Below are 23663 nucleotides of genomic sequence, written 5' to 3'. Positions count from 1 at the left end.
GACGTATCAGCCGTAGGGGTCGAAGGGGATTCCGGACGGTTTGGCGGCGGACAGGTGGGATTCGAAGTTGCCGTTTTTGAGGCCGAAGACGGCGGAGCCGAAGTTGGCGTTGGTGAGGGTGTCGCGGATGCCGGGTGGGTAACCGTTCCAGCCGACCAGGTCGGGGAACTGCCAGAAGTGGTAGTGGTTCTCCGGCGGCTCGTCGTTCGCGTTGGCGATCCGGAACGTGTGCGTGCTGATGCCGTCCTTGTGGTACACGATCTTCGGGTGCGTCCCGTCCCAGCGCACCTGCGACGCCGGGTACTTGGCGAACTGCCCGTGCGCCGACGTCGACACGTACTGCGCCGTGTTGTTCTGCACCCACACCACCACGTGCTCCCAGTCGTGCCGATGCCCGGCCGACCCCGGACCGAGCGCGGCCTGGTCCTTCTCGAAGTAGAGCCCGTAGATGATCGCGCACCACCCGTTGTTGCACTTGTAGCGCGCGTACCCGTTGGTGTTGTCGAGGTCCCACGCATCCCGGCACTGACCGTTGACGTCGCCGCCGAGCGCCAGCCCGGGCGCGACCGTGCCGTCGGGACCGATCGCGGGAGTGGGATAGCAGCCGTCGGTGTCGTAGTCGTACGCCGGCTGGAACGTCTGCTCGAGACCGTCCGCGTTGGCCGGCAGCGCCGGTGGTGGAGCGGCCAGCGCGACGGAGGGAAAGGCAACGGTCAGCACGAGTGCGCCGACCAGACTCAGCGAGATCCGGCGAAACTTCACAGCGGCCTCCTGGGCGGGGCGACCCCCGGCGCGACGAGGGTCATTCGGGGCGGAATGACGCGCCCGCCCAGGATCTACTGCCTTTCTTAACTCTGTAAAGCCTTCAGGTGAAGCTCAGCCGCCTTGTTTGATCAGGTCGTTGACCTTGCCGACGTACGGCTGCAGTTCGGAGATCGGCTTCTTGCCGCTCAGGATCGGCTGGTAGTACGCCGTGGTCAGGTCGGAGACCTGCTGCGCCCACTGTGTGGTGAACCGGACGCCGACCGTCTTCTCCGCGGCCAGTCCGGCCTTCACCGTCTCGACCACGGTCGGCTGCTGCGCCTTGGTCAGCGCGTCGAAGTAGCTCGCCTGCGCCGGGGTGTACGCCGGCGGCGCCACCGGGGACGCCGGGAGTACGGCGTTCCACACGTCGGTGTTGATGAACTGCAGCACCTTGTACGTCGCGTCCTGGTCCTTCGTGTACGACGGGGTGCACACGCCGACCGCGTCGTACAGGGTCGCCGGACTGTCGACCTGGGGGAGCGGCGCGAAGCCGTACTTGACCTTCGGCTTGTCGGTCTGGAACCCGGAGGCCAGCCACTGCCCGCCGAACATCATCGGCACCTTGCCGGCGGCGAACAGGCCCTGCACGTTCGAGGCGTCGTACCCGGGCGGTGCCACATGGCCGGCCTTGATCGCGTCGGCCAGCTTCTGCACGCCCTCGGTGAACTTGGCGTCGGCCTCGACCTTGGTCGGGTGGTTGACGTTGTCGGTGAACGGCGCTCCGCCGGCCGAGACGGCGTACGTGCTCATCGTGAACGGACCGTCCAGCGACGTGAGCTGGTCCGCCACCAGGCCGTACTTCGCTCCGTTCTTGCCGGTCAGTTTCGCGGCGGCGGCGTACATCTCGTCCCACGTCCAGCCGGCCTTCGGCTCCGGCAGACCCGCGGCCTTGAACGCGTCCGCGTTGTACCAGACACCCGAGACGTTCATCAGCGACGGCAGGCCGCCCATCTGGCCGTCGGCCGTCTTCCAGTTCTCGATCGCGGACGGGACGAACTTGTCGGCCTTGAAGTCGCCGTCGCCGTTCTGGATCTTCTCGGTCCAGTCGACCAGCAGACCCTGGCTGGTGTACTGCTGCTCGGTGTCGTTGCCGCACCAGAACAGGTCCGGCAGTTTCTTCGCCTGGGTCAGCGACGCGAGCTTGTCGCCGTAGTTGCCGCTCGGGGTCTCGAGCAGTTCGACCTTGATGTTGTCGTCCTTGAACTCGGCCAGCGCCTTCTTGATCGCCGCGTTCGTCTGGACCGACTCCCACGTCATCACGGTCACGGTGACCGGGCCGTCCGCCGTACCGCCGGAGTCCGAACCGCTGCAGGCCGTTGCCGTCAGCAACCCGGCACACGCCAAGGTGGTCGCGAGGTAGGTGCGTTTCACTGGAGGATCCCCTCTATTTCTGGTTCGTGCTGCCGAGAGCGCCGAGCCCCTGGATGAAGTAGCGCTGCGCGGCGAAGAAGATGATCAGCGGCGGCAGCATGTAGAGCAGGTTGGTGGCCATGTAGTAGCTCCAGTCCGGGGTCTGGCCCGCGAACGACGAGATGAACGACGCCATCCCGACCGACAACGGCCACTTCTCGGAGGAGTACAGGTAGACCAGCGGATTGAGGAAGTCGTTCCAGGACGCCTGGAACGCCAGGATCGCCATCGTGATCCAGGCCGGACGGGTCAGCGGCAGCATCACCTGGGTGAAGATCCGGAAGTGCCCGGCGCCGTCGATCTTGGCCGCCTCGTCGATCGAGTACGGGATGGCCAGGAAGTACTGCCGGGCCAGGAAGATGAACAGCGGGTTGCCGCCGAAGAACGCCGGCACGATCAGCGGCAGCCAGGTGTCGTACCACCCGATGCTCTTGTACAGCTGGAACAACGGGATCAGGCCGACCACACCAGGCAGCAGCATGCTGCCGACGAACAGGTAGAACCACACCTTGCGGCCCGGGAACCGCAACCGCGCCAGCGCGTACCCGGCCATCATCGATGTCATTACTCCGCCGAGCACGCTCAGCACGGTGATGACGGTGGAGTTGAACAGCAGCCGCGGGAAGTGGATGGCCTGCGGGCCGTCGACGAAGTTGCTCCAGTTCCACTCGGTCGGGAGCAGTTTCGGCGGTACTTCGAACACCGCCGTCTTGCTCTTCAGGCCGATCGTGATCATCCACAGCAGCGGGACGATCATCACCGAGCAGATGAACAACGCGGTCACGTACCACGCCGTCGTACCGACGACGCGAGGCTTCTTGGGCGGGCGGGGCGCCGGCTGGTCCGTCGTCGTCGGGACCAGCGGGGCGGCGGTTTCAGTCGGGAGTGTTGTCACTGTAGGTCCAGAGCGAGGAGAACTTCGCGGTCAAGGCGATCACGGCGATGATCACCACGAACAGCACCCACACCTGCGCGGACGCGTACCCGAGTTGCGGGACCCGGCCGAGGTTGGAGAAGCCGTTGTTGTAGATCGCCAGCATCAGCACGTTGGTGCTGAAGCCGGGTCCGCCGCCGGTGAGGATCTTCGGCTGGTTGAACGTCTGCAGCGCGGCCGTGGTCTGCAGGATCACCTGGAGCAGCATGATCGGGCTGATCATCGGCAGCGTGATCCGGAAGAACACCGACGACGGGCCCGCCCCGTCGACCCGGGCCGCCTCGTAGAGCTCGGTCGGCACCGCCTGCAGTGCGGCGAGGAAGATGATCATCGTCCCGCCGACACCCCACAGCATCACCAGCACGATCGACGGCATCGCCATCGTCGGACTCTGCAGCCACAGGCTGGTCGGCAGGCCGAGCCGGTCCAGGATCGTGTTCAGCAGGCCGACCTGCGGGTTGAGGATGAACTTCCACAGCGTGATCGTCGCGACGACGGGCAGGACCACCGGCAGGTAGGCGAGGGTGCGGACGATCCGCACGCCGGCGAACCGCTGGTTGCAGAACATCGCCAGCGCCAGCCCGAGGATCAGCGACAACGGCACGTAGAGGATGACCAGGTACGCCGTCGCCCGCAGCGACGGCCAGAACGCCGGATCGACCGTGAACAGCCGGCGAAAGTTGCCCAGGCCAACGAACACCGGGTCGGTCAGGCCGTTGTACCTGGTCAGCGACAGGTAGAAGGAGCGAATCAGCGGATACACCACGAAGACGGTGAACCCGATGATCGCCGGGGCGATGAACAGGTACGCCGCCTTGGTGTCGGAGCCCGCGTTGCGGCTCATCCCGCCACCACTCCGGCGCGTCCGGTGCAGCCCACTCCGAGCGCCTCGGCTCACAGCACCGCTCGCTGCGCTCGCACCATCTCGTTGCAGTACCGGTTCGCGAAGTGCACGGTCGAGGCGACCAGCGTGCCCTTGTTCGTCGGCTCGGCCCGCTGCGCCCGCACCTTGCGCGTCGGCTTCGCTGGCTGCGCTCGCACCTTGTTCGTCGGCTCGGCTCGCTGCGCTCGCGCTGGGTTCGTCGGCTTCGCTGGCTGCGCTCGAAGTCTGCTCATCGCTTGCCTCGCCGCGCTGGGGCGGTGCTGATTGCTTCCCCCGCTGCGCTCGACGAAGTATTCATCGGGCCTCCTGGACGGTAACGTTTCCAAGATTTACTGTTGGGTGACGATGCCGTGTCGTGAAAAGGAAGTCAACCCCGTGTCCGAAACGTTTCCAACCCTCTCCGGGCCGATACCGCCCGAGGCGAGCCGCCCGACGATGATCGACGTGGCCCGCCGGGCCGGGGTGGGTCTCGGCACGGTGTCGCGGGTGGTGAACGGCGGGCACGGTGTCCGGGAGGAGACCGCCCAACGGGTCCGGACCGCGATCGCCGAGCTCGGCTTCCAGCGCAACGAGGTTGCCCGGGCGCTGCGGCCGGGCAAGAAGTCGTCGAGTCTCGCCCTGGTGCTCGGTGACCTGACCAACCCGTTCTACGCGACGATCGCGAAGGCATCGCTCGAGGTGGCCGGGCAGTCCGGGTTCGCCGTCGTCCTCGGCAGTGTCGACGAGGACCCGGAGGGGGAGAAGCGGGCGATCCAGGAACTGGTCAGCCGTCAGGTCGCCGGGTTGATGATCGTGCCGGATCAGGGCGACCACTCGTTCCTCGCCGGCGCCGGCGTACCGGTGGTGTTCGTCGACCGGCCGGCGCACGGCATCGAGGCCGACATCGTGATGGTCGACAACGAGGGCGGCGGCCGGCTCGCGACCGAGCACCTGCTCGAGCAGGGTCATGAGCGGATCGCGATCCTGCTGGCGCCGTCGTACTACACGACCGGACGGCGGTTGCGCGGGTACCGCCGGGCGCATCGGTCGGCGGGGGTCGAGGTCGACGAGTCGCTCGTCGTCCAACTGCCGGAAGGCAACGCCGAGGCCGCGGAGAAGGCGACGCTCGATCTGATGGTGCGCCCCGATCCGCCGACCGCGGTGTTCGCCTCGACGAACTTCCTCACCGAGGGTGTGTTGCGGGCGCTGGCGGCGGTGGGGAAGGAGCCGGCCGTGGTCGGATTCGACGACTTCCGGCTTGCCGACATGCTGCCGACGCCGGTGACGGTCGTTGCCTCCGACATCGCGGCGCTGGGTCGCACAGCGGCTCAGTTGTTGCTCGACCGTGCCTCAGGTGCCGACACCCGGCCGCCGCAGCGGACCGTGTTGCCCTGCGCGCTGATCCAGCGCGGCTCGGGTGAGCGGCCGCCGGATTCTGCCCGGAAGAGAAAGCCACGCTGATCGCGACCGGCAGTGACTATGGTCGCCGCGTGTACTACGAATCCTTCGGTGACGGACGGCCGATCGTCTTCCTGCCCGGCTGGGGTGGCGACGCCGGCGAGGGGCGCGACATCCACGAGCCCGTGTTCGCGGAACGCAACGGCTGGCGGCGGATCTACGTCGATCCGCCGGGAACGGGGAAGTCGCCCTCGGCGCCCGGGATCGTCGACCAGGACGGGATGCTCGCGGCCATCGTCGAGCTGATCGACGAGGTCGTCGGCGCCGAGCGGTTCGCCCTGGCCGGTACGTCGGCCGGCGGCCTGCACTCGCGGGGCATCGTCAAGCGCGACCCGTCCCGCATCCTCGGTCTGCTGCTCCGGGTCCCCGGCATCGTGGTGGATCGTGCCCGGCGGACCCTCCCCACGGAAGAGGTGAGCAAGTCCCCCGAGTGGTACGAGAAGCAGGGCAAGTACTACGACGTCGCCGAGGCGCAGGCGGACCGGGCCTTCCTCGGACGGATCCAGGCAGGTGTCTCCACCTATTCGCTGCGCGAGGACCCGGCTGCGCGCTTCGAGGGCCCGACGCTGATTGTGACCGGTCGCCAGGACACCATGACCGGCTACGCGGACGCCTGGTCGATCCTCGACGACTACCCTCGGGCCACCTACGTCGTGCTGGACCACGAGGGTCATGAACTGCCGGTCCGGAGCCTGGCCGTCTACCTCGCCCTGGTGGCCGACTGGCTGGACAGAATCGAGCACCCGGACGCGTGAGGGGCGGAACGCGCGTCCGGGTGCTCGAAAGTTCGAGGGGTCAGAAGTTCGGCCAGGCCCAGCCGAGGTAGTTGGAGTAGTAGGGGAGTTTGGCCAGGCCGATCCGGCCGTTGACGCTGGTGGCCCAGAAGTACCCGTCGCCGCGGGCGACGCCGACGTGGCCGTAGGGTGCGGCGATGTCCCAGAAGACCAGGGCGCCCTTCGGCGGGTTCAGGTCGCCGCGGTGGGCTGCGCCGCGGTTGACGGCGTCGTTCCAGTTGGCCTTGGCGGAGGCGTAGATCCCGGTCTTGCCGTAGGAGTTCTCGGCGGCCATCTCGCAGTACCCCTGGAACGCCGTCGAGCCGTTGCGGGCCGAGTACCAGGCGATCGCCTTGTCGGCGCGCGGGTTGCTGGTGCACAGCGGCGCGACCAGGCCGGAGCTGCCGGTGTCGACGTACGCGTCGGAGATGAACCCCTTGCCGGGGATGTGGTCCCAGATCAGGCTGCGGCCGAACTTGCCGGTCACCGGCTCGCCGTAGATCTGGCAGTCGATCTCGACCGGGCCGTTCGGCTGGGTCCCGACGGCGCCGAAGCTGGTGGCGTTGCCGGACCGGATGGTCACGCCGGCGCCGGAGTCGGTGACGACGGTGCCGGTGGCGGCGTTCGCGGGCAGGGTGCCCGTGCCGACCAGGGCGCCGGTGCCGAGCAGGGTGATCGCGGTGAGTCGGGCGGTGATGCGCAGGAGGGCGGTACGCATGATGTCGGTCCTTTTCGCTCAGTTGGTGGCGAACTGGCACTGACTTTCAGAGAATCAGAGAGTTACGGTGTTGTCGCAGTAGGCAACGATTCGATCCGGGAGTGCGCCGTGAGGCCAGCACAGGCTCGTTTTGTGATCGGCTGCCGGATGCGTGAGCTCCGGGAGGCGGCCGGCGTACCGCTGTCGCGCGCGGCCGCGCAGTCCGGCTGGGACAAGGGCCACCTGTCCCGGGTCGAGCGCGGTCACACCAAACCCAGCCGCGAGCTGATCGAGTGGTACGACGCCTCGTTCGGCGCCGGACAGGCCTTGGTCAACCAGCTGACGGAGCTGGAGGCCGCCGTACGGGCCGGACGGGACATGACGCTGCGGGACATGCGTCGGCACGTCCAACCGGTGCTGCTCGGTGGGTCCGTGCCCATCGACCACCACCCGGAGGATCGGGCCGAGCTGGTCGGGGAGACGATTCCGGACGGGACGCGGGTGTGCCGGGACGAGGAGTTCGAGAAGACCTGGGAGATCCGCAACAGCGGTGAGCGGCCCTGGCGCGGTCGCTGGCTGACCAGGCAGGGCGCCGCCGGTACGCCGGGGTGGCTGAGGTCACCACATCGCGCTCCGCTGCCGGACGCCGTACCCGGGGAGATCGTGACGGTGTCGATGACGCTGCAGGCGCCGTCACAGGTCGGGGCGTCGACGGCGTACTTCAAGATCACCGACGATGCCGGGCGCCTGTACTACCCCGGCCTGGAGTCGCCGCCGATGTACTGCACGATCTTCACCGTCTACGAACTCTAGGGATTGCCCTTGATCTTCCTTTGGTGGGTGTTCTTGACGCCCTGATCCGGAATAGGTTGCTGTCTCCTGAACCCGCCCGGACACACAGGAGTTGGCAGCGTGACCAGACTTCCCAAGATCGCTCTGGCCCTGGCGACGGCACTCGTCGTACCCCAGATGGCCATCAGCTCGGCCTCGGCGGCGCCCGCGGCCAAAGGTCCGGTGGATCCGCCGGTCCCGTCCATCCCCCAGAAGTACCTCGACCAGCCGATCACCTGGTCGGTCTGCTCGTTCGACGCCGCGGTCAAGAACTTGTACCCGCAGGCGCCGACCACGAACTGCGCGAAGGTGAAGGTCCCGATGGACTGGGCCAACCCGGACGCGCACCCCGACGTCGAGGTCGCCATCGCCTACAGCAGGGCCACCGGTACGTCGAAGGGCCTGATGACGACCAACCCGGGTGGACCGGGTGGCGCCGGCCTGACCCTGTCGGCCTCGCTGGGGGTCGAGAAGCCCCAGCTGTTCAGTGACTTCGACCTGCTCGGCTTCGACCCGCGCGGGTTCGGCCAGAGCACCCGGCTGCAGTGCCTGACCACGACAGAGAAGCTGAACGCGCTGCCGTCCACCCCGGACTACAAGGAGCGCACCCGGCTGACCCACCAGGTCGAGGTGGCCGAGGCCAAGCTGTACGCCGACGCGTGCTCGGCGACCGAGTTCGGTCAGTTCGTCAGCAGCCAGCAGACCGTGTACGACATGGAGTTCCTCCGGGCCCTGTTCAAGGCGCGCCAGCTGAACTTCATCGGCTACAGCTACGGCACCTGGCTCGGCGGCTGGTACGCCGACACTTATCCGTCGAAGGTCGGCCGGTTCGTGCTCGACTCGAACATGGACTGGACCCACACCCAGTGGGAGAACGTGAACTTCGACCCGTTCTCCGGTCAGCGCCGCCGCGACACCCAGCTGTTCCCGTGGATCGCCCGGCACGCCGACCAGATCGACGGCCTCGGTGGCACGTTCACCGAGGTGCGGGCGAAGTACAACGGGATCCGGGCCGGCCTGGTCGCCCGGGTGAAGGCCGGTACGTCGGCGGTGCGCGGTGACGACCTCGACGGCATCATCTACAGCACGCAGTACGGCAACGTCCGGTTCATCCGGGCGACGCTCGACATCCTGATCCACGACGAGTACCTGAAGGACCCGTCGGAGTCCGGCCAGATCGAGTTGCGCCACGTCGACCGTGCCTGGGCGCGGATCTCGCCGGAGCTGCAGGCGTTCGAGACCCTCGCCGCGATGCGGGCCCGGTACGGCGTGACGCCGGCCGCCTCCACCACCGCGGCGGCCCTGCGGATCGACTCGACCCGGTCCATCCTGGCCGACGCCCGCGCGGCCGCGGCCAAGTCGCGCGGTGACGCCGTGGTCAACCTCGGTTCGATCGGTACGACGGTCCGCTGCAACGACACCAAGTGGAACAGCGACCCGCGGTTCTACCTGCGCGAGGCGGACCGGATGGCCCGCAAGTACGACTTCTTCGGCTACATGAACGGCGTACCGTTCTGCGCCTTCTGGCCGTACGAGCCGCAGGACCGCAAGCTCGACCTCAAGGGCTCGCCGCGGATGCTGATGATCCAGAGCGAGCTCGACCCGGCGACGGCGTACGAAGGCGCCTTGCGGACCCACAAGGACACCGCCCGGGCGACCCGGTTCGTGGGCATCGACGACGAGGGCCAGCACGGCCAGTACGTCGGCTCGGCCTCGTCCTGCGCCGAGGCGATCGGTGACACCTACGTCTTCACCGGCGAACTCCCCGGCAAGAACCAGGTCTGCGGCACGTCACCGCTCCCGGCGGAACTGTCCGTCTACCCGGTCGACGGCCCCGTCGACGGCAACGCCGTACGCCTCCCGAAGTCGAAGCCCGGCAACCACAAACTCAACCCCCTCCTCCAGCAAGCCCTCGACACAGTAGCCGCCGGCACCCTGCGCTGACCGGCCGCCGAAGGGGCCCGGCGGAACCTCCGCCGGGCCCTTTCACTTGCCGTATTCGGCGTCGAGGGTGGCGTCGATTTCGGCTTTGCGTTTGACCCAGCGTTCGCTGAGGCCCTGGACCTCCTCCTCGATGAACTCGATGAAGCCCAGGGAGGCGCGGATCCGGCGGTGCGCGGCGGTGCCCTCGCCGGCGGCGGCGAGGACCTGGTTGAGCGAGTCGGACCAGCGGCTCAGCGCCTGGTCCTGGCGCATCATGCTCTGGTACCAGAAGTCGTCCTGGACCACGTACACGTCGCGCCGGCTGCCGGGCTCCCGCTCCCGGCTGGCCAGTCGCAACTGGAGCAGGTAGTTGACCGCCCCGGACACGGCGGCGGGGCTGGCCTGCAGGCGCTCGGACAGTTCGGCGGCGGTCATCCGCCCCTCCTCGCTGGCCAGGATGGCGGCGAAGACGCGGGCGGCCATCCGCGGCCAGCCCGTATCGGCCAGTTGGTTGCCGAACTGTTCGGCGTACCGCTTGACGGCTTCGTCGTCTCGTTGTGCACTCACCGCCCCATCATCTCCTCTCCGTGACCGAACCACCGGCTGTGTGAGAAGCGTGTTAGTAAGATTCACAATCTTCTGAATGAAGTGTACGTTATGAATCATGACATCAGCCATCGTGGTCTCTGGACTGCACAAGTCGTACGGAAGTACGCACGCCCTCGACGGTCTCGACCTGGACGTCGCGACTGGTGAGGTGCACGGCTTCCTCGGCCCGAACGGCGCCGGGAAGTCCACCACCATCCGGGTCCTGCTCGGGCTGCTGCGCGGCGACGCCGGTGACGTCTCGCTGCTCGGCGGCGACCCCTGGCGCGACGCGGCCAAGCTGCACCGCCGGCTCGCCTACGTCCCGGGTGATGTGAACCTGTGGCCGAACCTGACCGGCGGCGAGGTGATCGACCTGCTCGGCCGGCTCCGCGGCGGCCTCGACCCGAAGAAGCGGGACGACCTGCTGCGCCGGTTCGACCTGGATCCGACCAAGAAGGGCCGGACCTACTCGAAGGGCAATCGGCAGAAGGTCGCGCTGGTCGCGGCCTTGGCGAGTGATGTCGAGCTGCTGATCCTGGACGAGCCGACGTCCGGCCTGGACCCGCTGATGGAGGAGGTGTTCCGGCAGTGCATCGAGGAGGAGCGGCGGCGCGACCGCACCGTGCTGCTGTCGAGTCACATCCTGTCCGAGGTCGAGGCCTTGTGTGACCGGATCAGCATCATCCGGCGCGGCAAGGTGGTCGAGTCCGGGACGCTGGCGGACCTGCGCCACCTCACCCGGACGTCGATCCACGCCGAGCTGGCCGCTTCCCCGAACGGGCTGGCGTCACTGCCCGGGGTCCACGACCTCGATGTCGAAGGCAACCGGGTGCGGTGCGAGGTGGACACCGCGGAGCTGGATGCGGTGATGCGGCAGTTGTCCGCGAGCGGGATCAAGAGCCTGGTCGCGCAGCCGCCCACGCTGGAGGAGCTGTTCCTGCGGCACTACGAGGAAGAAGTCGAGCCGATGGCGGCCGCGCGATGACTGACTTCGTCGGTACCGCAACCCTGGTCCGGCTGGCGCTGCGCCGGGACCGGATCCTGATCCCGGTCTGGATCCTGGTGTTCGTGACGATGGCGGCCGGGTCGGCCCAGGCGTCGATCGAGCTCTACCCGGACGTCGAGTCCCGGGTCGAGGCGGCCCGTACGTCGAACTCGTCGCCGGCGCTGGTGTCGTTGTACGGCCGGATCTTCGACGAGACCTCGCTCGGTGAGCTGTCGCTGTTCAAGCTGACCGCGTTCGGTGCGGCGCTGGTCGGGTTGCTGGCGCGATCCTCGTCGTACGGCACACCCGGACCGAGGAGGAGACCGGGCGGCTCGAGTTGCTCAGCGCCGGAGTCCTCGGCCGGTACGCCGCTGTGACCGCGGCACTGATCGTGGCGTCGGCGACCGTTGTGGTGTTGGGCCTGCTGACCGCGCTGTCGCTGATCGGTGTCGGATTGCCTGCGGCGGGCTCGTTCGCCTTCGGACTGCAGTGGGCGGCGGCTGGTTTGTCCTTTGCGGGTGTGGCTGCGGTGACGGCGCAGCTGACGGAGGGTGCTCGGGCGGCGAACGGGTTCACGGCGATCGTCCTGGGTGTTTCGTACGTACTGCGGGCCATCGGTGACTCCTCCACCGACGGCAAGTCCGAGTGGGTGTCGTGGCTGTCTCCGATCGGCTGGTCACAGCAGGTCCGTGCGTACGCCGGCGATCGGTACGTCGTACTGCTGCTGCCGATCGTGTTCATGGTCGTACTGGTCGCTGGTGCGCTGGCGCTGATCCGGCGGCGTGACGTCGGTGCGGGGTTGGTACGGCCGCGACCAGGCCCTGCTACCGCGTCGCCGACGCTCCGGTCGCCGCTTGCGCTGGCGTGGCGGCTGCACCGAGGTTCCCTGTACGGCTGGGGTTTTGCGTTCCTTCTGCTCGGTCTGCTGGTCGGCAACATCGCCAGCAACGTGGACGGATTCGTCACGAGTGAGAGTGCGAAGGAGATGGTGGAGAAGCTCGGTGGCGTCAACGGCATCACCGACGCGTTCCTGTCGACGGAGATGGGGATGGTCGGCCTGCTGGCATCGGCGTACGGCATCCAGGCGGCACTCCGGCTGCGCTCCGAGGAGACCGCGCTGCGGGCCGAGCCGCTGCTTGCCACCGGGGTCACGCGGGCGCAGTGGCTGGGCAGCCACATGTTGATGGCCCTGTTCGGCACCGGCGTACTGATCCTGGTTGCCGGGCTTGGGTCCGGCATCTCGAGTGGAGCGTCGCTGGGCAACATGGGTCGTCAGGTGCCGCGCTTGCTTGCGGCCGCGGCCGTACAGTTGCCCGCGATCTGGTTGGTCACCGGACTGGTCGTCGTACTGTTCGGCCTGGCTCCCAAGCTGGTCACCGGCGCGTGGGTCCTGTTCGGCCTCTTCCTGCTGATCGGCCAGTTCGGCTCCCTCTTCGACCTGCCGCAGGCCGTGACGAACCTCAGCCCCTACGGCCACACCCCACGCCTGCCCGGCGGCGACTTCTCCGCCACCCCGGTCATCTGGCTGACCGCGCTCGCCGCGGCCCTGGCCCTCACCGGACTGGCCACCTTCCGCCGCCGCGACATCGGCTGACAGAACAGCGCCGGCTGAGGGTTTCGCCACCCCCGGGCCCGCCCGGCTGATCGCCGGGCGGGCCGCTCTGTCTACGATCACGGGGTGCCTTGGAGCGATGGGTCGGTGGAGTTCTGGACCGAGCGGCATCTGGGTGTGCTGAGCACTGTCCGGGCCGACGGGACGGTGCACTCCACGCCGGTCGGGGTGACGGTGGACGTCGAGGCGGGGCTCGCGCGGGTGATCTGCTCGGGTACGTCGCACAAGGCTCGGACCATCCGTAATGCCGGCGTCGCATCGGTCTCGGTGACACAGGTGGACGGGCGGCGGTGGTCGACGCTGGAGGGTCGTGCGGTGGTCAGCGACGATCCGGAGCGCGTCGCGGACGCCGTACGGCGGTATGCCAAGCGTTACAGGGAGCCAAGAGTCAACCCACAGCGCGTGGTCATCGAGATCACCATCACAAAGGTCCTCGGCAATGCCTGAGCCTGTGACGGTGGTGGGAATCGGAGCCGACGGGTGGGAGGGGCTGTCACCTGTTGCGCAGAGGGCTCTGGTGGCGGCACAGGTGCTGATGGGCAGCACGCGGCAGTTGGGGCTCGTACCCGACGACGTCGCAGGGGAGCGCATTGCTTGGCCGTCGCCTTTGTCAGAGGCCTTGCCGGGGTTGCTCGAGGCGCACGGTGGCCGGCAGGTTGTGGTGCTTGCCAGCGGCGATCCGACGTTCCATGGCATCGGTACGACGCTGACGCGGTTGCTGGGGGTGGACGCAGTACGGGTGATCCCACACCCGTCGAGTGTTTCGCTGGCGTGTGCGCGGTTGGGTTGGCCGCAGGACCAGGTGCAAGTGATCAGTCTGGTTGGGCAGCCGGTGGAACTCGTGCACCCGCATATTCAGCCCGGTCGTCGGCTGGTCGTGCTGAGTTGGGGTGCTCACACACCTGCAGAGGTTGCCGGACTGTTGGTCGCGCGTGGCTACGGCTCCAGCGCAGTGACTGTGCTTGAACAGCTCGGTGGACCCTCGGAGCGTGTGCGGACCGCTCCAGCAGCAGAGTGGTCGTACGACGTTGACGCCCTCAACGTGATCGGAGTGCAGTGCGAGGCGGATGCGGATGCCCCGTTGCTCTCGACAGTGCCGGGACTGCCTGACGACGCCTACGAGAACGACGGCCAGCTCACCAAGCGTGAAGTCCGGGCGGTGACGCTCTCACGACTCGCACCGGTGCCGGGTCAGTTGCTGTGGGACGTCGGCGGCGGAGCCGGCAGCATCGCGATCGAGTGGTCACGTCACCACCCCACCTGCCGTGCGATCGCGATCGAACGCGACCCGGATCGGGCCAAACGCCTCGACCGCAACTCGTCCGCTCTCGGCGTGGCTGTGCGGACCGTGCTGGGCAAGGCGCCCGCCGCGCTGGAGGGTCTGGAGACGCCCGACGCGATCTTCGTCGGCGGGGGAGCGACGGCACCCGGCATGATCGAGACCTGCTGGAACGCCCTCGCACCCGGCGGCCGGCTCGTGCTGAACGGCGTGACGCTGGAAACCGAGACCCTGATCGCCCGCTGGTACGGCGAGCTCGGCGGCGACCTGATCCGTCTCGACGTCCAGCGCGCCTCGCCGGTCGGAACGATGACCGGCTGGCGCCCCGCCATGCCCGTGACGATCTGGAGCGTGACCAAGTGACGGTACTACTGAACGCCGCGCCGCCGCGCGGCCGGTCACGGGGCTGTGGCTCCCGGTCTTCCCTCGTCGCTTCGCTCCTCAGTCCAGACCGGGAGGCCCCGTGACCGTGCACTTCATCGGCGCCGGTCCCGGTGCCGCCGATCTGATCACCGTCCGCGGCCGCGACCTGATCGCGTCCTCACCGGTCTGCCTGTACGCCGGCGCGCTGGTCCCGGTCGAACTCCTCGACCACTGCCCGCCCGGCGCCCGCAAGGTCGACACCGCGAACCTGAACCTCGACCAGATCATCGCCGAACTCGCCACCGCCCACGCCGACGGACTCGACGTCGCAAGGCTCCACTCCGGCGACCCGTCGGTGTTCAGCGCGATGGCCGAGCAGATGCGCCGCCTCGACGACTTCGGCATCCCGTACGACGTGACACCGGGCGTCCCCGCGTACGCCGCCGCCGCGGCCACTCTGGGCCGGGAGTTGACCGTGCCCGAGGTCGGCCAGACGGTCATCCTCACCCGGATCGCGGGCCGGGCATCCGCGATGCCGCCGGGCGAGGACCTGACCACACTCGGCGCCAGCCGGTCCACGATCGTGCTGCACCTTGCCGTCCAGGCGATCGACCGCGTCGTCGACGAGCTCACCCCGTCCTACGGCGCCGACTGCCCGGTCGCCGTGGTCGCCCGGGCGTCCCGCGACGACGAGGTGGTTCTGCGTGGCACGCTCGCCGACATCGCCGACCAGGTGCGGGCCGCGGACATCCGCCGTACCGCGGTCATCATCGTCGGCAAGGTCCTGTCCGCGACCGCGTTCCGGGACAGCCATCTCTACTCCATCACGCGGGCTCGATGAAGGTCCTCCTGCTCGGCGGCACGGGCGAGGCGCGGGAGCTTGCCGACCTCCTGCTGTCGATGGGGGTCGAGGTGGTTTCCTCGCTGGCCGGGCGCACCTCCGAGGCCCTGCAACCAGCCGGTCAGGTGCGGTCGGGTGGGTTCGGCGGCGCAGAGGGCCTCTCGGCCTGGCTCAGCGAACATCCGGTCGACGCCGTGGTCGACGCCACCCATCCCTTCGCCGCCACGATCACCGCGAATGCTGTCACCGCAACCCGAGCCGCCGGTGTGCCCCATCTCATCCTCCGGCGCCCGGGCTGGACCCCCGAGCCGGGCGACGTCTGGCACTGGACGGACACCGCCGGGGCCGCGGCAGCCGTGCTCCCGACCCTCGGCAACCGGGTCTTCCTCACCATTGGACGCCAAGGTCTGCAGGTCTTCGCCACCACCGGCCTGTGGACGCTCGCCCGCTGCGTGGAGCCACCGGAGCCTCGTCCTACCTGGTGTGAACTGCTCTTCGACCGCGGCCCGTACGACGTGGCCGGTGAGCTGAGCGTGTTGCGGGAACACAGGATCGACGTGCTGGTGACGAAGGACAGCGGCGGTCCACAAACCTCGGCGAAGCTCGTCGCCGCGCGGCAACTCGGTGTACCGGTCGTCCTCATCCGGCGGCCGCCGCTGCCGGACGGTGCCGAGGCGGTGAACTCGGTGGACCGCGTCGTCGAGTGGGTCAAGGCCCGTCGGTAGATTGACGCCCATGGGGATTCAGATCGCGCCGAGCATCCTGTCCGCCGACTTCGCCCGGCTCGCCGACGAGGCGGCCGCCGTGTCGAACGCCGACTGGCTGCATGTCGACGTGATGGACAACCACTTCGTGCCGAACCTGACGCTCGGCATGCCGGTGGTCGAGTCGCTCGCGAAGGCGACCGACACCCCGCTGGACTGCCACCTGATGATCGAGGACCCGGACCGCTGGGCGCCCGGGTACGTCGAGGCCGGCGCCTCGAGTGTCACCTTCCACGTGGAGGCGTGCCGCGCGCCGATCCGCACCGCGCGGGAGATCCGGGCCAAGGGTGCCCGGGCCGCGATGGCGCTCAAGCCGGCCACCCCGATCGAGCCGTACGAGGATCTGCTCACCGAGCTCGACATGATCCTGATCATGACCGTCGAACCGGGTTTCGGCGGCCAGAAGTTCCTCGACGTCTGCGTGCCGAAGATCCGCCGGACCCGCCAGCTCCTCGACAAGCACGGCCTCGACCTGTGGGTCCAGATCGACGGCGGCGTCTCGGTGGAGACCATCGAGCGCTGCGCCGACGCGGGCGCCGACGTCTTCGTCGCCGGTTCGGCCGTCTACGCGGCCGACGACCCGAACGCGATGGTCGAGCAGCTACGCACCCTCGCCGAGCAGGCCACGGGCTGACACGCTGTCCGCGGGCTGTTCCGGCGGGACTCTGAGCAGCAGACCGAACGACACCGCCGCGAGCGCGGCGGCGACCAGCCAGACGTAGCGAACGCCGAAGCTTTCGACGACCTGGCCGGACACGGCTGCCCCGATCGCGGCTCCGCCCATCGCCGCGCTGCCCATCCAGCCGAACACCTCGGTGCGCACCGTATCCGGAGTCAGCGCGCCCAGACGCTCGTACAAGGCCCCAATCGCGGGCGCCAGCGTCAGGCCGGACACGGTGAGAGCGATGCCCAGCGCCACCGGCGACCAGGTCGCGAACACGCACAGCAGCATGCCCAGCGTGACCAGGGCCGCCCTTCGCCAGAGGTACGACGTACGACGGCCCGGCAACGCACCGGCCACCGCGCCGCCGACGAGACTGCCGAAGGCCCAGACGGCCTCCATGATGCCCGCGAGCAACCGCTCACCGTGTTCGTCCGCGAACGCGACGATGCCGAGCGAGATGCCGTTGAACGCCATCACCCACAGGCCGAACGACAGGATCAACGGCAGCCGGTGGCGGTGCCAGAGGAGCTGACGAGCGGTCAGCCGTGGCCCGCTCCCGTCGTCGTGCTGGACCGGCGGCGGTTGCTGCAATGCGTACCACCAGATGAAGGCGGCCGACATCGCTGCGGCGAGGAGGACGCCGAGGCGTGGGCTCGCCACGCTCACCGCTGTTGCCCCGAGCATCGGACCGACGATGAACAACAACTCCTGCGCGGTCGCGTCCACCGCGTACGCCGTCCGGAGCGCGGGCCCGTGGACGACTCTCGGCCAGGCTGCTCGCAGCGTCTGCATCACGGGCGGCACCAGCGCGCCGGCGAGGAAGGTCAGCAGTGGCATCAGCCGGTAGAGCCCGGCCGGGAGCGCGGCGAGCGCGGCGAGCGCGACGCTCCACGACAACCCGGTCGCCAGGAGGACCCCGCGGGCGCCGCGCCGGTCGGCCGTCCTGGCCCACAGCGGACCGGCGATCGCCATGCCGATCGAGTACGCACCCGCGACGATGCCGGCCCAGCGGAACGAGCCGCCCACGTCCTTGGCCAGGAACGCGACCGGCACCATCGTGGCCAGCACCGGGAGCCGCGCCAGCAGTGACGCGGAGAGCAGAGCCATCACGCCGCGGGTGCGCCACAGCTCTCGATACCCGGAAAGCTCCATGGGCGGCATTCTCACTCCCGCCACCGACAGTTTCGAGCGCTCGGTAGCATGAGCCGGTCGGCGACCTAGGAGCGTGGATGACCGAGCACAAGCCGGTGGAGAGCTGGCTGACGGACATGGACGGCGTGCTGGTGCACGAGGAGCGCGCCATCCCCGGAGCGAGTGAGTTCATCGGCTCGCTGCAGAAGTCCGGGAAGCGGTTCCTGGTGCTGACCAACAACTCGATCTTCACCCCGCGCGACCTGAGAGCCCGACTGCTTGCCGGTGGCATCGACGTGCCCGAGCACGCGATCTGGACCAGTGCCCTGGCCACCGCCCAGTTCCTCGACGACCAGCGCCCCGGCGGTACGGCGTACGTGATCGGCGAAGCCGGCCTGACCACGGCCCTGCACGAGATCGGGTACGTGCTGACCGAGCGGGCGCCGGACTACGTCGTCCTCGGGGAGACCCGCACCTACTCGTTCGAGGCGATCACCAAGGCGATCCGGCTGATCTCCGACGGCGCCCGGTTCCTCGCCACCAACCCGGACCCGACCGGCCCGTCGACCGAGGGGCCGCTGCCCGCGACCGGTTCGGTGGCCGCTCTGATCACCCGCGCGACCGGCGTGGCGCCGTACTTCGTCGGCAAACCGAACCCGCTGATGATGCGCAGCGCGCTGAACCGGATCGAGGCGCACTCCGAGACCACGGTGATGATCGGCGACCGGATGGACACCGACATCATCAGCGGCCTGGAGGCCGGGCTGCGGAGCGTGCTGGTGCTGTCCGGCTCGACCAGCGAGCACGAGGTCGACCGGTTCCCGTACCGCCCGACCCGGATCGTGGAGTCCATCGCCGACGTCGTACCACTGGTCGAGGCGCTCGCCTAGCAGGTGAGGGTCCGGAAGCCGTAGCCCTGGGCCTTGAGGGTGGTCAGGATCGCGGGCAGCGCGGCCACGGTCTGACTGCGGTTGCCGCCGCCGTCGTGCAGCAGGATCACCGAGCCGTTGCGTACGCCGGTGAGCACCCGCTTCACGATCGCCGCCGTACCGGGCTTGGTCCAGTCGCGCGAGTCGACGTGCCAGACGATCAGGTCCTTGCCGAGGGCCTTCGCCCGCTGGGTGACGGCCGGGTTGAACCCGCCGTACGGCGGCCGGAGGCAGCGCGGAACCTGGCCGGTGTGGGCGCTGATGGCACGATCCGTCGACAGGATCTGCGTGCGGAACGCCGCCGCCGAGAGCGTTCGGAGGTCGGCATGGGTCCAGGTGTGGTTCTGCACGCTGTGTCCGGCGGCGTGGATCCGCTTGGTCAGGGCCGGGTGTTTCACCACGTTCCGGCCGACCTCGAAGAACGTCGCCTTGGCGTCGTACTTCGCCAGCACGTCGAGGATCTGCGGGGTGTAGACGGGGTCAGGCCCGTCGTCGAAGGTCAGGACGACGTACTTCGTGGGGAGCGCCACCTGCGCCGCGGCCGACGGGGGAGGCGGAGTTGCGGCCGCAGGCGGCTGGCTGGGCGTGCGGGCAGCCGCGACCACCACCGTGCCGATCACGGCGCTGATCGCCATCATCATCGCCAAGCCGACCAGGCGGTTGCCGGAGCGTGTCAAAGCCATGTGTCCCCCAGGGCGGTGGTGGGCTCACTTCCTCACCCCACGATCGGGACGATCCGGCGAAAAGCCAGTGGCCACGCCGCTGCCGCGTCAGCAATCAACGCATACCGGACGCCTACAGCACCTGGGACAGGAACTGCTGCAGCCGCGGCGACTCGGCCGCGGTGAAGATCTGCTCCGGTACGCCGGACTCCACCACGACCCCGTGGTCCATGAACGCGACCTGGTCCGCGACCTCGCGCGCGAACCCCATCTCGTGGGTCACGACGACCATCGTCATCCCGGCCTGCGCGAGATCCGCCATCAAGCCGAGAACACCCTTCACCAGCTCCGGGTCGAGTGCCGAGGTCGCCTCGTCGAACAGCATGACCTCGGGTTTCATCGCCAGCGCCCGCGCGATCGCGACCCGCTGCTGCTGGCCACCGGACAGCGTGCCCGGTCGCGCTTCGGCCTTGTTGCTCAATCCGACCAGCTCGAGCTGCTGCAGGGCCGCGGCCCGCGCCTCGTCCGGGCCGAGCTTCTTGATCTTGCGCAGCGGCAGCGTGATGTTCTCCAGCACGGTCTTGTGCGGGAACAGGTTGAAGTGCTGGAACACCATCCCGATCCGCCGCCGCAACGCGTCCGGATTGCTCTTCAGCACCGACTCTCCGGCCAGCCGGACGTCGCCGGCATCCGGCTCGATCAACCGATTGATGGCCCGCAGCAAGGTCGACTTACCCGATCCGGACGGACCGATGACGCACGCCGTACGCCCGGCCGCAACCGCGAGATCGACACCCCGCAGCACCTTGTTGCTGCCGAAGGCGAGCTCGACCCCTTCGACCTCGAGACTCGCGGCCTCAACGGTGGTCTGCATGCGCCAGCTCCTCCAGTACGACGTCTTCCTTGGGCGACTCGCCGGTCGGACGCCCCTCCCGCAGCCGCTTGTCGAAGTAGTTCACCAGGTGGGTCAGCGGCACCGTGATCACCAGGTAGAAGATCCCGGCCAGCAGCAACGGCGACAGGTTCCCGTTCGTCGCGGCCGCGTCCTGGCCGATCCGGAACAGCTCCCGCTGACTCGCGAGCAGTCCGAGGAAGTAGACCAGACTCGACTCCTTCACCAGCGCGATGAACTGATTCACCAGCGCCGGCAGCACCCGTCGTACCCCCTGCGGAATGACGACCAGCCGCATCCCGGCCGTGTAGGTGAACCCGAGCGCGCGGGCCGCCTCGAGCTGGCCCTTCTCCACGCTCTGGATGCCGGAGCGGAAGATCTCGCCGATGTAGGCCGCCGCGATCAGCGACAGCGCGAGGATGCCGAGCGGGTACGGGTTCGGTCCCCACCAGTGCCGGGTGATCGGCGACAGGCCCTGCCCGATCAGCAGGATGGTCAGGATCGCCGGCAGGCCGCGGAAGATGTCGGTGTAGACCTTCGCCGGCCAACGCAGCCAGCGCTTCTTCGACAAGGCGAGGACCGCCACGATCATGCCGAGCAGAGTGCCCAGCACGACCGAGGCGGCCGCCAGGATGAGGGTGTTGACCAGTCCCACCTTGAGCATCTCGGGCAGGACCGCCTTCATCGACTCCCAGTCGAGGAAGGTGTCGTTCAGCGTGGACCAGATGTCCATCAGCCGGCGGCGGGGGTGGTGCTCGCGGCTGCCGACGGCGGGGTGAACTTCACCGAACCGCTACCCGGCTTGAAGTTCGCCGGGACCGCGCGGCCGGGGTAGTACTGCTCGACCAGCTTCGTCCAGGTGCCGTCGGCGATCACCTCGTCGAGCGCCTTGTTCACCGCCTCGCGCAGCGCGTCGTTGTTCTTCGCCACCGCGAACGCCATCGGTGCTTCGCTCAGTTCTTTGGCGGCCAGGATTACCGTGCCGCCGCCCTGCTCCTTGGCCATCTTCTCGCCGATCTCGGCCGGTGAGACCCACGCGTCCGCCGTACCGGCCTTGAGTTGGCCGAGCGCGGCGTTGTAGTTCGGCACCCGGACCGGGTCGAGGCCCTTGCCCGTGGCGTAGTCGTCCTGGACCGTGCCCTGGACGACGACCACGCGCTTGCCCTGGAGCTGGTCGAACGACGAGATGCCGGACGTCTTGGTGGTGTTCAGGCCGAGGTAGCCGAAGTCGTACCCATTGCTGAAGGCAACCGTCTTCTTGCGGGCCTCGGTGACGGTGATGGACGAGCTGCCCAGGTCGAACTGGCCGCCGTTCACCTGCGACAGCAGCGCGGAGAAGTCGGTGCCGACGAACTCCGGCTTCAGGTTCAGCTTCGCCGCGACCGCGGTGATCAGGTCGTTGTCGAACCCGGTGAACTTGCCGTCCTTCACGTACACGTTCGGCGGCGCGTCGGTGAGCGTCCCGATCCGCAACGTCCCCGGCTTGATCAGCCCCAGGTCCGGACCGCTCGCGGCCGGCTCGTCATCGCTGCCGCAGGCAACCATCGAGACCGCCAGCGTGACGGCGGCTCCCACCGCGACAACCCGTCGAAAGGCGCTGAAGGCGCGCACAACTGTCTCCTCACACACGTAGCTCACGGCAGAACGGATTCGCCCGCCTCCGAAACCCAACACCACCCCCACCCCCGGTCATTCCACCCCGACACCCACTGAGACACCCCCAAAATGTCTACCCGCCTTGTGGTATATCGGGGGGTCCGTCCACGGCGCATGGTGTACGTCACATCGGATCGCCGTCCCAGCGGCTGGACCGTTCCCGGTTGCCGCCGGTGCCGCGAGTGAAATACTGCAATTGATGAATTCGAACCCGGCCGTCGGCCGACGCGGGCGAGTCGTGGCGGCGCTCGCGATCACGACGACCGTCGGGTACGGCGTGCTGACGTACGCGTTCAGCGTGCTGCTCGGGCCGATGAGCCGAGAGCTCGGCATCTCTACGACCACCGCGGTCGGCGCCTCGACCGTCGCCGTACTCGTCTCCGGCCTGATGTCGGTCCCGGTCGGCCGCTGGCTCGACGCCAGGGGCGGACGCGGGCTGATGACGACCGGCTCGATCCTCGCGGCCGCCGCCGTCCTCGGATGGTCCCAGGTCCAGAACAGCGTCCAGTTGTACGGCGCCTTCGTTGCGATCGGGATCGCGTCGGCGATGGTGCTGTATCCGCCGGCGTTCGCGGTCGTGGTCGCGGTCACCCGGCCGGAGACGCGCACCAACGCGATCCTGTCGATCACGCTGGTGGGCGGGCTGGCCAGTTCGATCTTCATTCCGCTGACCGGGTACCTCAACCAGGAGCACGGCTGGCGAGACACGCTCGTCATCCTTGCCGCCGTCCTGGCAGTCATCACGATCCCGCTGCATGCCGTCGTCGTACGGCGGACCAAGCCGCGGCCCGAACCCGGCAAGCAGAAGGCCCGGTCACCGAGGCGGGTGCTGCGGGATCCCGGGTTCTGGTTGCTGGCCGGTGCGTTCCTGGTGCACAGCGCGGCGCTCGCGGTGATCTCGGTTCACCTGGTGCTGTACCTCATCAGCCTCGGGCACCCACCGGCGACCGCGGCGACGCTGGCCGGGCTGCTCGGGTTGTTGTCGGTGACCGGGCGGCTGGTCACCAGCGTGGCGGCGCGGTGGTTGCCGATGGCCACCATCACCGCGGTGGTGCTCGGCCTCCAGGGTGTGGCGATCTCCCTGCTGCCGGTGGTCGGGCGGCAGGTTGGCGGAGCGGTGGTGTGCCTGACGCTGTTCGGGCTCGGCTTCGGGGTGTCGTCGATCGCGACCCCGGCGATTCTGCTCGACCGGTACGGCGCCGACGGGTTCGGGACCATCTCCGGCATCCTGACGACGCCGGTCACCATCGCCAAGGCGGTCGGGCCGCTCGGTGGGGCGGCGCTGGCCGAGGCGTTCGGCTACCGGCCCCTGATCCTGACCGTCGCGGGCGCCTGCCTGATCGCCGCGATCGCCCTGGCCCTGACCCGCCGGCTCCCCGCCACGGACCAAATACCCGAGACCCGCGAGCCCCCAGAGTCAGGTCAGGTGGCCGGGAGAGGTCAGGAGTCCGGGACCCGACAGCCGCCCGGGACCGGATAGCAGTTAGGAGTGGGCTGGCGGTGGGGCTTGGGCGGGCGATCGGGAGGGTGGGACGGTGCCGGGGGTTGGGCGGGTGTCGGGGGGTGGGACGGTGCCGGGGGTTGGGCGGGTGTCGGGGGGTGGGA

General features: G+C 68.7%; 26 protein-coding genes. 14 read left to right on the top strand and 12 right to left on the bottom strand.

Translation table 11 applies throughout. The features are described 5' to 3' along the window. Positions 1–6: 6 nt before the first annotated feature. From ACYVOK_RS26175 to ACYVOK_RS26155, 5 genes are all read right to left on the bottom strand, one after another. Positions 7–762, bottom strand: coding sequence for an NPP1 family protein (locus tag ACYVOK_RS26175; protein ID WP_460665194.1), 756 nt, complete (start codon positions 760–762; stop codon positions 7–9). 114 nt (positions 763–876) lie between these two features. Further along, the gene (locus tag ACYVOK_RS26170; RefSeq protein WP_460665193.1) at positions 877–2175 is read right to left on the bottom strand and encodes an ABC transporter substrate-binding protein; all 1299 of its coding nucleotides are present in this window, start codon (positions 2173–2175) and stop codon (positions 877–879) included. Between the two features lie 13 nt (positions 2176–2188). Further along, positions 2189–3109 carry a carbohydrate ABC transporter permease gene (locus tag ACYVOK_RS26165; RefSeq protein WP_460665192.1) on the bottom strand — a complete coding sequence of 307 codons (921 nt, stop codon included), beginning with the start codon at positions 3107–3109 and terminating at the stop codon, positions 2189–2191. Next, positions 3090–3992 (bottom strand): carbohydrate ABC transporter permease, encoded by a 903-nt coding sequence (locus ACYVOK_RS26160; RefSeq protein ID WP_460665191.1) that lies wholly within the window; start codon positions 3990–3992, stop codon positions 3090–3092. The genes ACYVOK_RS26165 and ACYVOK_RS26160 overlap by 20 nt, the downstream gene beginning before the upstream one ends. Positions 3993–4042: 50 nt before the next feature. Further along, positions 4043–4189 carry a hypothetical protein gene (locus ACYVOK_RS26155; protein ID WP_460665190.1) on the bottom strand — a complete coding sequence of 49 codons (147 nt, stop codon included), beginning with the start codon at positions 4187–4189 and terminating at the stop codon, positions 4043–4045. Between the two features lie 217 nt (positions 4190–4406). Between ACYVOK_RS26155 and ACYVOK_RS26150 the strand changes: the two genes are divergently transcribed. Together ACYVOK_RS26150 and ACYVOK_RS26145 are read left to right on the top strand one after the other, a co-directional pair. Then, positions 4407–5471 carry a LacI family DNA-binding transcriptional regulator gene (locus ACYVOK_RS26150; RefSeq protein ID WP_460665189.1) on the top strand — a complete coding sequence of 355 codons (1065 nt, stop codon included), beginning with the start codon at positions 4407–4409 and terminating at the stop codon, positions 5469–5471. 29 nt (positions 5472–5500) lie between these two features. Further along, positions 5501–6223, top strand: a complete 723-nt coding sequence (locus ACYVOK_RS26145; protein WP_460665188.1) for an alpha/beta fold hydrolase — start codon at positions 5501–5503, stop codon at positions 6221–6223. A gap of 40 nt (positions 6224–6263) precedes the next feature. Here the strand turns inward: ACYVOK_RS26145 and ACYVOK_RS26140 are convergent, their stop codons facing one another. Next, positions 6264–6959 carry an SH3 domain-containing protein gene (locus ACYVOK_RS26140; RefSeq protein ID WP_460665187.1) on the bottom strand — a complete coding sequence of 232 codons (696 nt, stop codon included), beginning with the start codon at positions 6957–6959 and terminating at the stop codon, positions 6264–6266. Between the two features lie 108 nt (positions 6960–7067). Here ACYVOK_RS26140 and ACYVOK_RS26135 point away from each other — a divergent pair, with 108 nt between their 5' ends. Then, positions 7068–7751, top strand: coding sequence for an NBR1-Ig-like domain-containing protein (locus ACYVOK_RS26135; protein WP_460665186.1), 684 nt, complete (start codon positions 7068–7070; stop codon positions 7749–7751). A 99-nt stretch (positions 7752–7850) separates the two neighbouring features. Then, positions 7851–9713 (top strand): alpha/beta fold hydrolase, encoded by a 1863-nt coding sequence (locus ACYVOK_RS26130; RefSeq protein WP_460665185.1) that lies wholly within the window; start codon positions 7851–7853, stop codon positions 9711–9713. Positions 9714–9755: 42 nt separating this feature from the next. On the opposite strand, the gene ACYVOK_RS26125 is transcribed toward ACYVOK_RS26130, so the two are convergent. Then, entirely contained in the window at positions 9756–10259 is a 504-nt protein-coding gene (locus ACYVOK_RS26125; RefSeq protein ID WP_460665184.1) for a GbsR/MarR family transcriptional regulator, read from the bottom strand. A 97-nt stretch (positions 10260–10356) separates the two neighbouring features. On the opposite strand from ACYVOK_RS26125, the gene ACYVOK_RS26120 reads away from it, so the two are divergent. From ACYVOK_RS26120 to rpe, 8 genes are all read left to right on the top strand, one after another. Beyond that, positions 10357–11265 (top strand): ABC transporter ATP-binding protein, encoded by a 909-nt coding sequence (locus ACYVOK_RS26120; RefSeq protein WP_460665183.1) that lies wholly within the window; start codon positions 10357–10359, stop codon positions 11263–11265. Further along, a complete protein-coding gene (locus ACYVOK_RS26115) occupies positions 11262–11642 on the top strand; it encodes a hypothetical protein (protein WP_460665182.1) in 381 nt (126 codons plus the stop codon). The genes ACYVOK_RS26120 and ACYVOK_RS26115 overlap by 4 nt, the downstream gene beginning before the upstream one ends. Then, positions 11639–12859, top strand: coding sequence for an ABC transporter permease (locus ACYVOK_RS26110; protein WP_460665181.1), 1221 nt, complete (start codon positions 11639–11641; stop codon positions 12857–12859). Before ACYVOK_RS26115 ends, ACYVOK_RS26110 begins: the two co-directional genes overlap by 4 nt. 84 nt (positions 12860–12943) lie before the next feature. Next, positions 12944–13324, top strand: a complete 381-nt coding sequence (locus ACYVOK_RS26105; protein WP_460665180.1) for a pyridoxamine 5'-phosphate oxidase family protein — start codon at positions 12944–12946, stop codon at positions 13322–13324. Further along, a complete protein-coding gene (cbiE, locus tag ACYVOK_RS26100) occupies positions 13317–14519 on the top strand; it encodes a precorrin-6y C5,15-methyltransferase (decarboxylating) subunit CbiE (RefSeq protein WP_460665179.1) in 1203 nt (400 codons plus the stop codon). The genes ACYVOK_RS26105 and cbiE overlap by 8 nt, the downstream gene beginning before the upstream one ends. 100 nt (positions 14520–14619) lie before the next feature. After that, complete coding sequence (gene cobM, locus ACYVOK_RS26095; RefSeq protein WP_460665178.1) at positions 14620–15360, top strand: precorrin-4 C(11)-methyltransferase; 741 nt, start codon at positions 14620–14622, stop codon at positions 15358–15360. Continuing rightward, entirely contained in the window at positions 15357–16085 is a 729-nt protein-coding gene (locus ACYVOK_RS26090; RefSeq protein ID WP_460665177.1) for a cobalt-precorrin-6A reductase, read from the top strand. Before cobM ends, ACYVOK_RS26090 begins: the two co-directional genes overlap by 4 nt. Before the next feature lie 10 nt (positions 16086–16095). Beyond that, complete coding sequence (gene rpe, locus ACYVOK_RS26085) at positions 16096–16758, top strand: ribulose-phosphate 3-epimerase (protein WP_460665176.1); 663 nt, start codon at positions 16096–16098, stop codon at positions 16756–16758. On the opposite strand, the gene ACYVOK_RS26080 is transcribed toward rpe, so the two are convergent. Further along, positions 16726–17940: an MFS transporter gene (locus ACYVOK_RS26080; RefSeq protein WP_460665175.1), complete on the bottom strand. Its 1215-nt coding sequence runs from the start codon at positions 17938–17940 to the stop codon at positions 16726–16728. The genes rpe and ACYVOK_RS26080 overlap by 33 nt on opposite strands. 77 nt (positions 17941–18017) lie before the next feature. On the opposite strand from ACYVOK_RS26080, the gene ACYVOK_RS26075 reads away from it, so the two are divergent. After that, positions 18018–18809: an HAD-IIA family hydrolase gene (locus tag ACYVOK_RS26075; RefSeq protein WP_460665174.1), complete on the top strand. Its 792-nt coding sequence runs from the start codon at positions 18018–18020 to the stop codon at positions 18807–18809. Here the strand turns inward: ACYVOK_RS26075 and ACYVOK_RS26070 are convergent. The 4 genes from ACYVOK_RS26070 to ACYVOK_RS26055 all read right to left on the bottom strand — a co-directional run bounded on the left by ACYVOK_RS26070 (position 18806) and on the right by ACYVOK_RS26055 (position 22013). Further along, the gene (locus tag ACYVOK_RS26070) at positions 18806–19531 is read right to left on the bottom strand and encodes a polysaccharide deacetylase family protein (RefSeq protein ID WP_460665173.1); all 726 of its coding nucleotides are present in this window, start codon (positions 19529–19531) and stop codon (positions 18806–18808) included. The two genes, ACYVOK_RS26075 and ACYVOK_RS26070, sit on opposite strands and share 4 nt — an antisense overlap. A gap of 112 nt (positions 19532–19643) precedes the next feature. Then, a complete protein-coding gene (locus ACYVOK_RS26065; RefSeq protein WP_460665172.1) occupies positions 19644–20384 on the bottom strand; it encodes an amino acid ABC transporter ATP-binding protein in 741 nt (246 codons plus the stop codon). Next, complete coding sequence (locus ACYVOK_RS26060) at positions 20368–21135, bottom strand: amino acid ABC transporter permease (protein WP_460665171.1); 768 nt, start codon at positions 21133–21135, stop codon at positions 20368–20370. The genes ACYVOK_RS26065 and ACYVOK_RS26060 overlap by 17 nt, the downstream gene beginning before the upstream one ends. Beyond that, a complete protein-coding gene (locus tag ACYVOK_RS26055) occupies positions 21135–22013 on the bottom strand; it encodes an ABC transporter substrate-binding protein (protein WP_460665170.1) in 879 nt (292 codons plus the stop codon). Before ACYVOK_RS26055 ends, ACYVOK_RS26060 begins: the two co-directional genes overlap by 1 nt. 244 nt (positions 22014–22257) lie before the next feature. Here ACYVOK_RS26055 and ACYVOK_RS26050 point away from each other — a divergent pair, with 244 nt between their 5' ends. Beyond that, positions 22258–23538, top strand: a complete 1281-nt coding sequence (locus tag ACYVOK_RS26050; RefSeq protein WP_460665169.1) for an MFS transporter — start codon at positions 22258–22260, stop codon at positions 23536–23538. Positions 23539–23663 lie beyond the last annotated feature (125 nt).

It is taken from the genome of Kribbella swartbergensis, from assembly GCF_054784135.1.
Note: the sequence above shows the minus strand (reverse complement) of the source record. Positions and strands in the feature narration are given on the sequence as shown.

Excerpts from the sequence above, each read along its gene's own strand:
- ACYVOK_RS26075 (WP_460665174.1), top strand. The coding sequence starts at position 18,018 with ATGACCGAGCACAAGCCGGTGGAGAGCTGGCTGACGGACATGGACGGC.
- ACYVOK_RS26060 (WP_460665171.1), bottom strand. The coding sequence starts at position 21,135 with ATGGACATCTGGTCCACGCTGAACGACACCTTCCTCGACTGGGAGTCG.
- ACYVOK_RS26115 (WP_460665182.1), top strand. The coding sequence starts at position 11,262 with ATGACTGACTTCGTCGGTACCGCAACCCTGGTCCGGCTGGCGCTGCGC.
- ACYVOK_RS26160 (WP_460665191.1), bottom strand. The coding sequence starts at position 3,992 with ATGAGCCGCAACGCGGGCTCCGACACCAAGGCGGCGTACCTGTTCATC.
- ACYVOK_RS26080 (WP_460665175.1), bottom strand. The coding sequence starts at position 17,940 with ATGGAGCTTTCCGGGTATCGAGAGCTGTGGCGCACCCGCGGCGTGATG.
- ACYVOK_RS26140 (WP_460665187.1), bottom strand. The coding sequence starts at position 6,959 with ATGCGTACCGCCCTCCTGCGCATCACCGCCCGACTCACCGCGATCACC.
- rpe (WP_460665176.1), top strand. The coding sequence starts at position 16,096 with ATGGGGATTCAGATCGCGCCGAGCATCCTGTCCGCCGACTTCGCCCGG.
- ACYVOK_RS26050 (WP_460665169.1), top strand. The coding sequence starts at position 22,258 with ATGAATTCGAACCCGGCCGTCGGCCGACGCGGGCGAGTCGTGGCGGCG.
- ACYVOK_RS26070 (WP_460665173.1), bottom strand. The coding sequence starts at position 19,531 with ATGGCTTTGACACGCTCCGGCAACCGCCTGGTCGGCTTGGCGATGATG.
- ACYVOK_RS26065 (WP_460665172.1), bottom strand. The coding sequence starts at position 20,384 with ATGCAGACCACCGTTGAGGCCGCGAGTCTCGAGGTCGAAGGGGTCGAG.
- ACYVOK_RS26090 (WP_460665177.1), top strand. The coding sequence starts at position 15,357 with ATGAAGGTCCTCCTGCTCGGCGGCACGGGCGAGGCGCGGGAGCTTGCC.
- ACYVOK_RS26120 (WP_460665183.1), top strand. The coding sequence starts at position 10,357 with ATGACATCAGCCATCGTGGTCTCTGGACTGCACAAGTCGTACGGAAGT.
- cbiE (WP_460665179.1), top strand. The coding sequence starts at position 13,317 with ATGCCTGAGCCTGTGACGGTGGTGGGAATCGGAGCCGACGGGTGGGAG.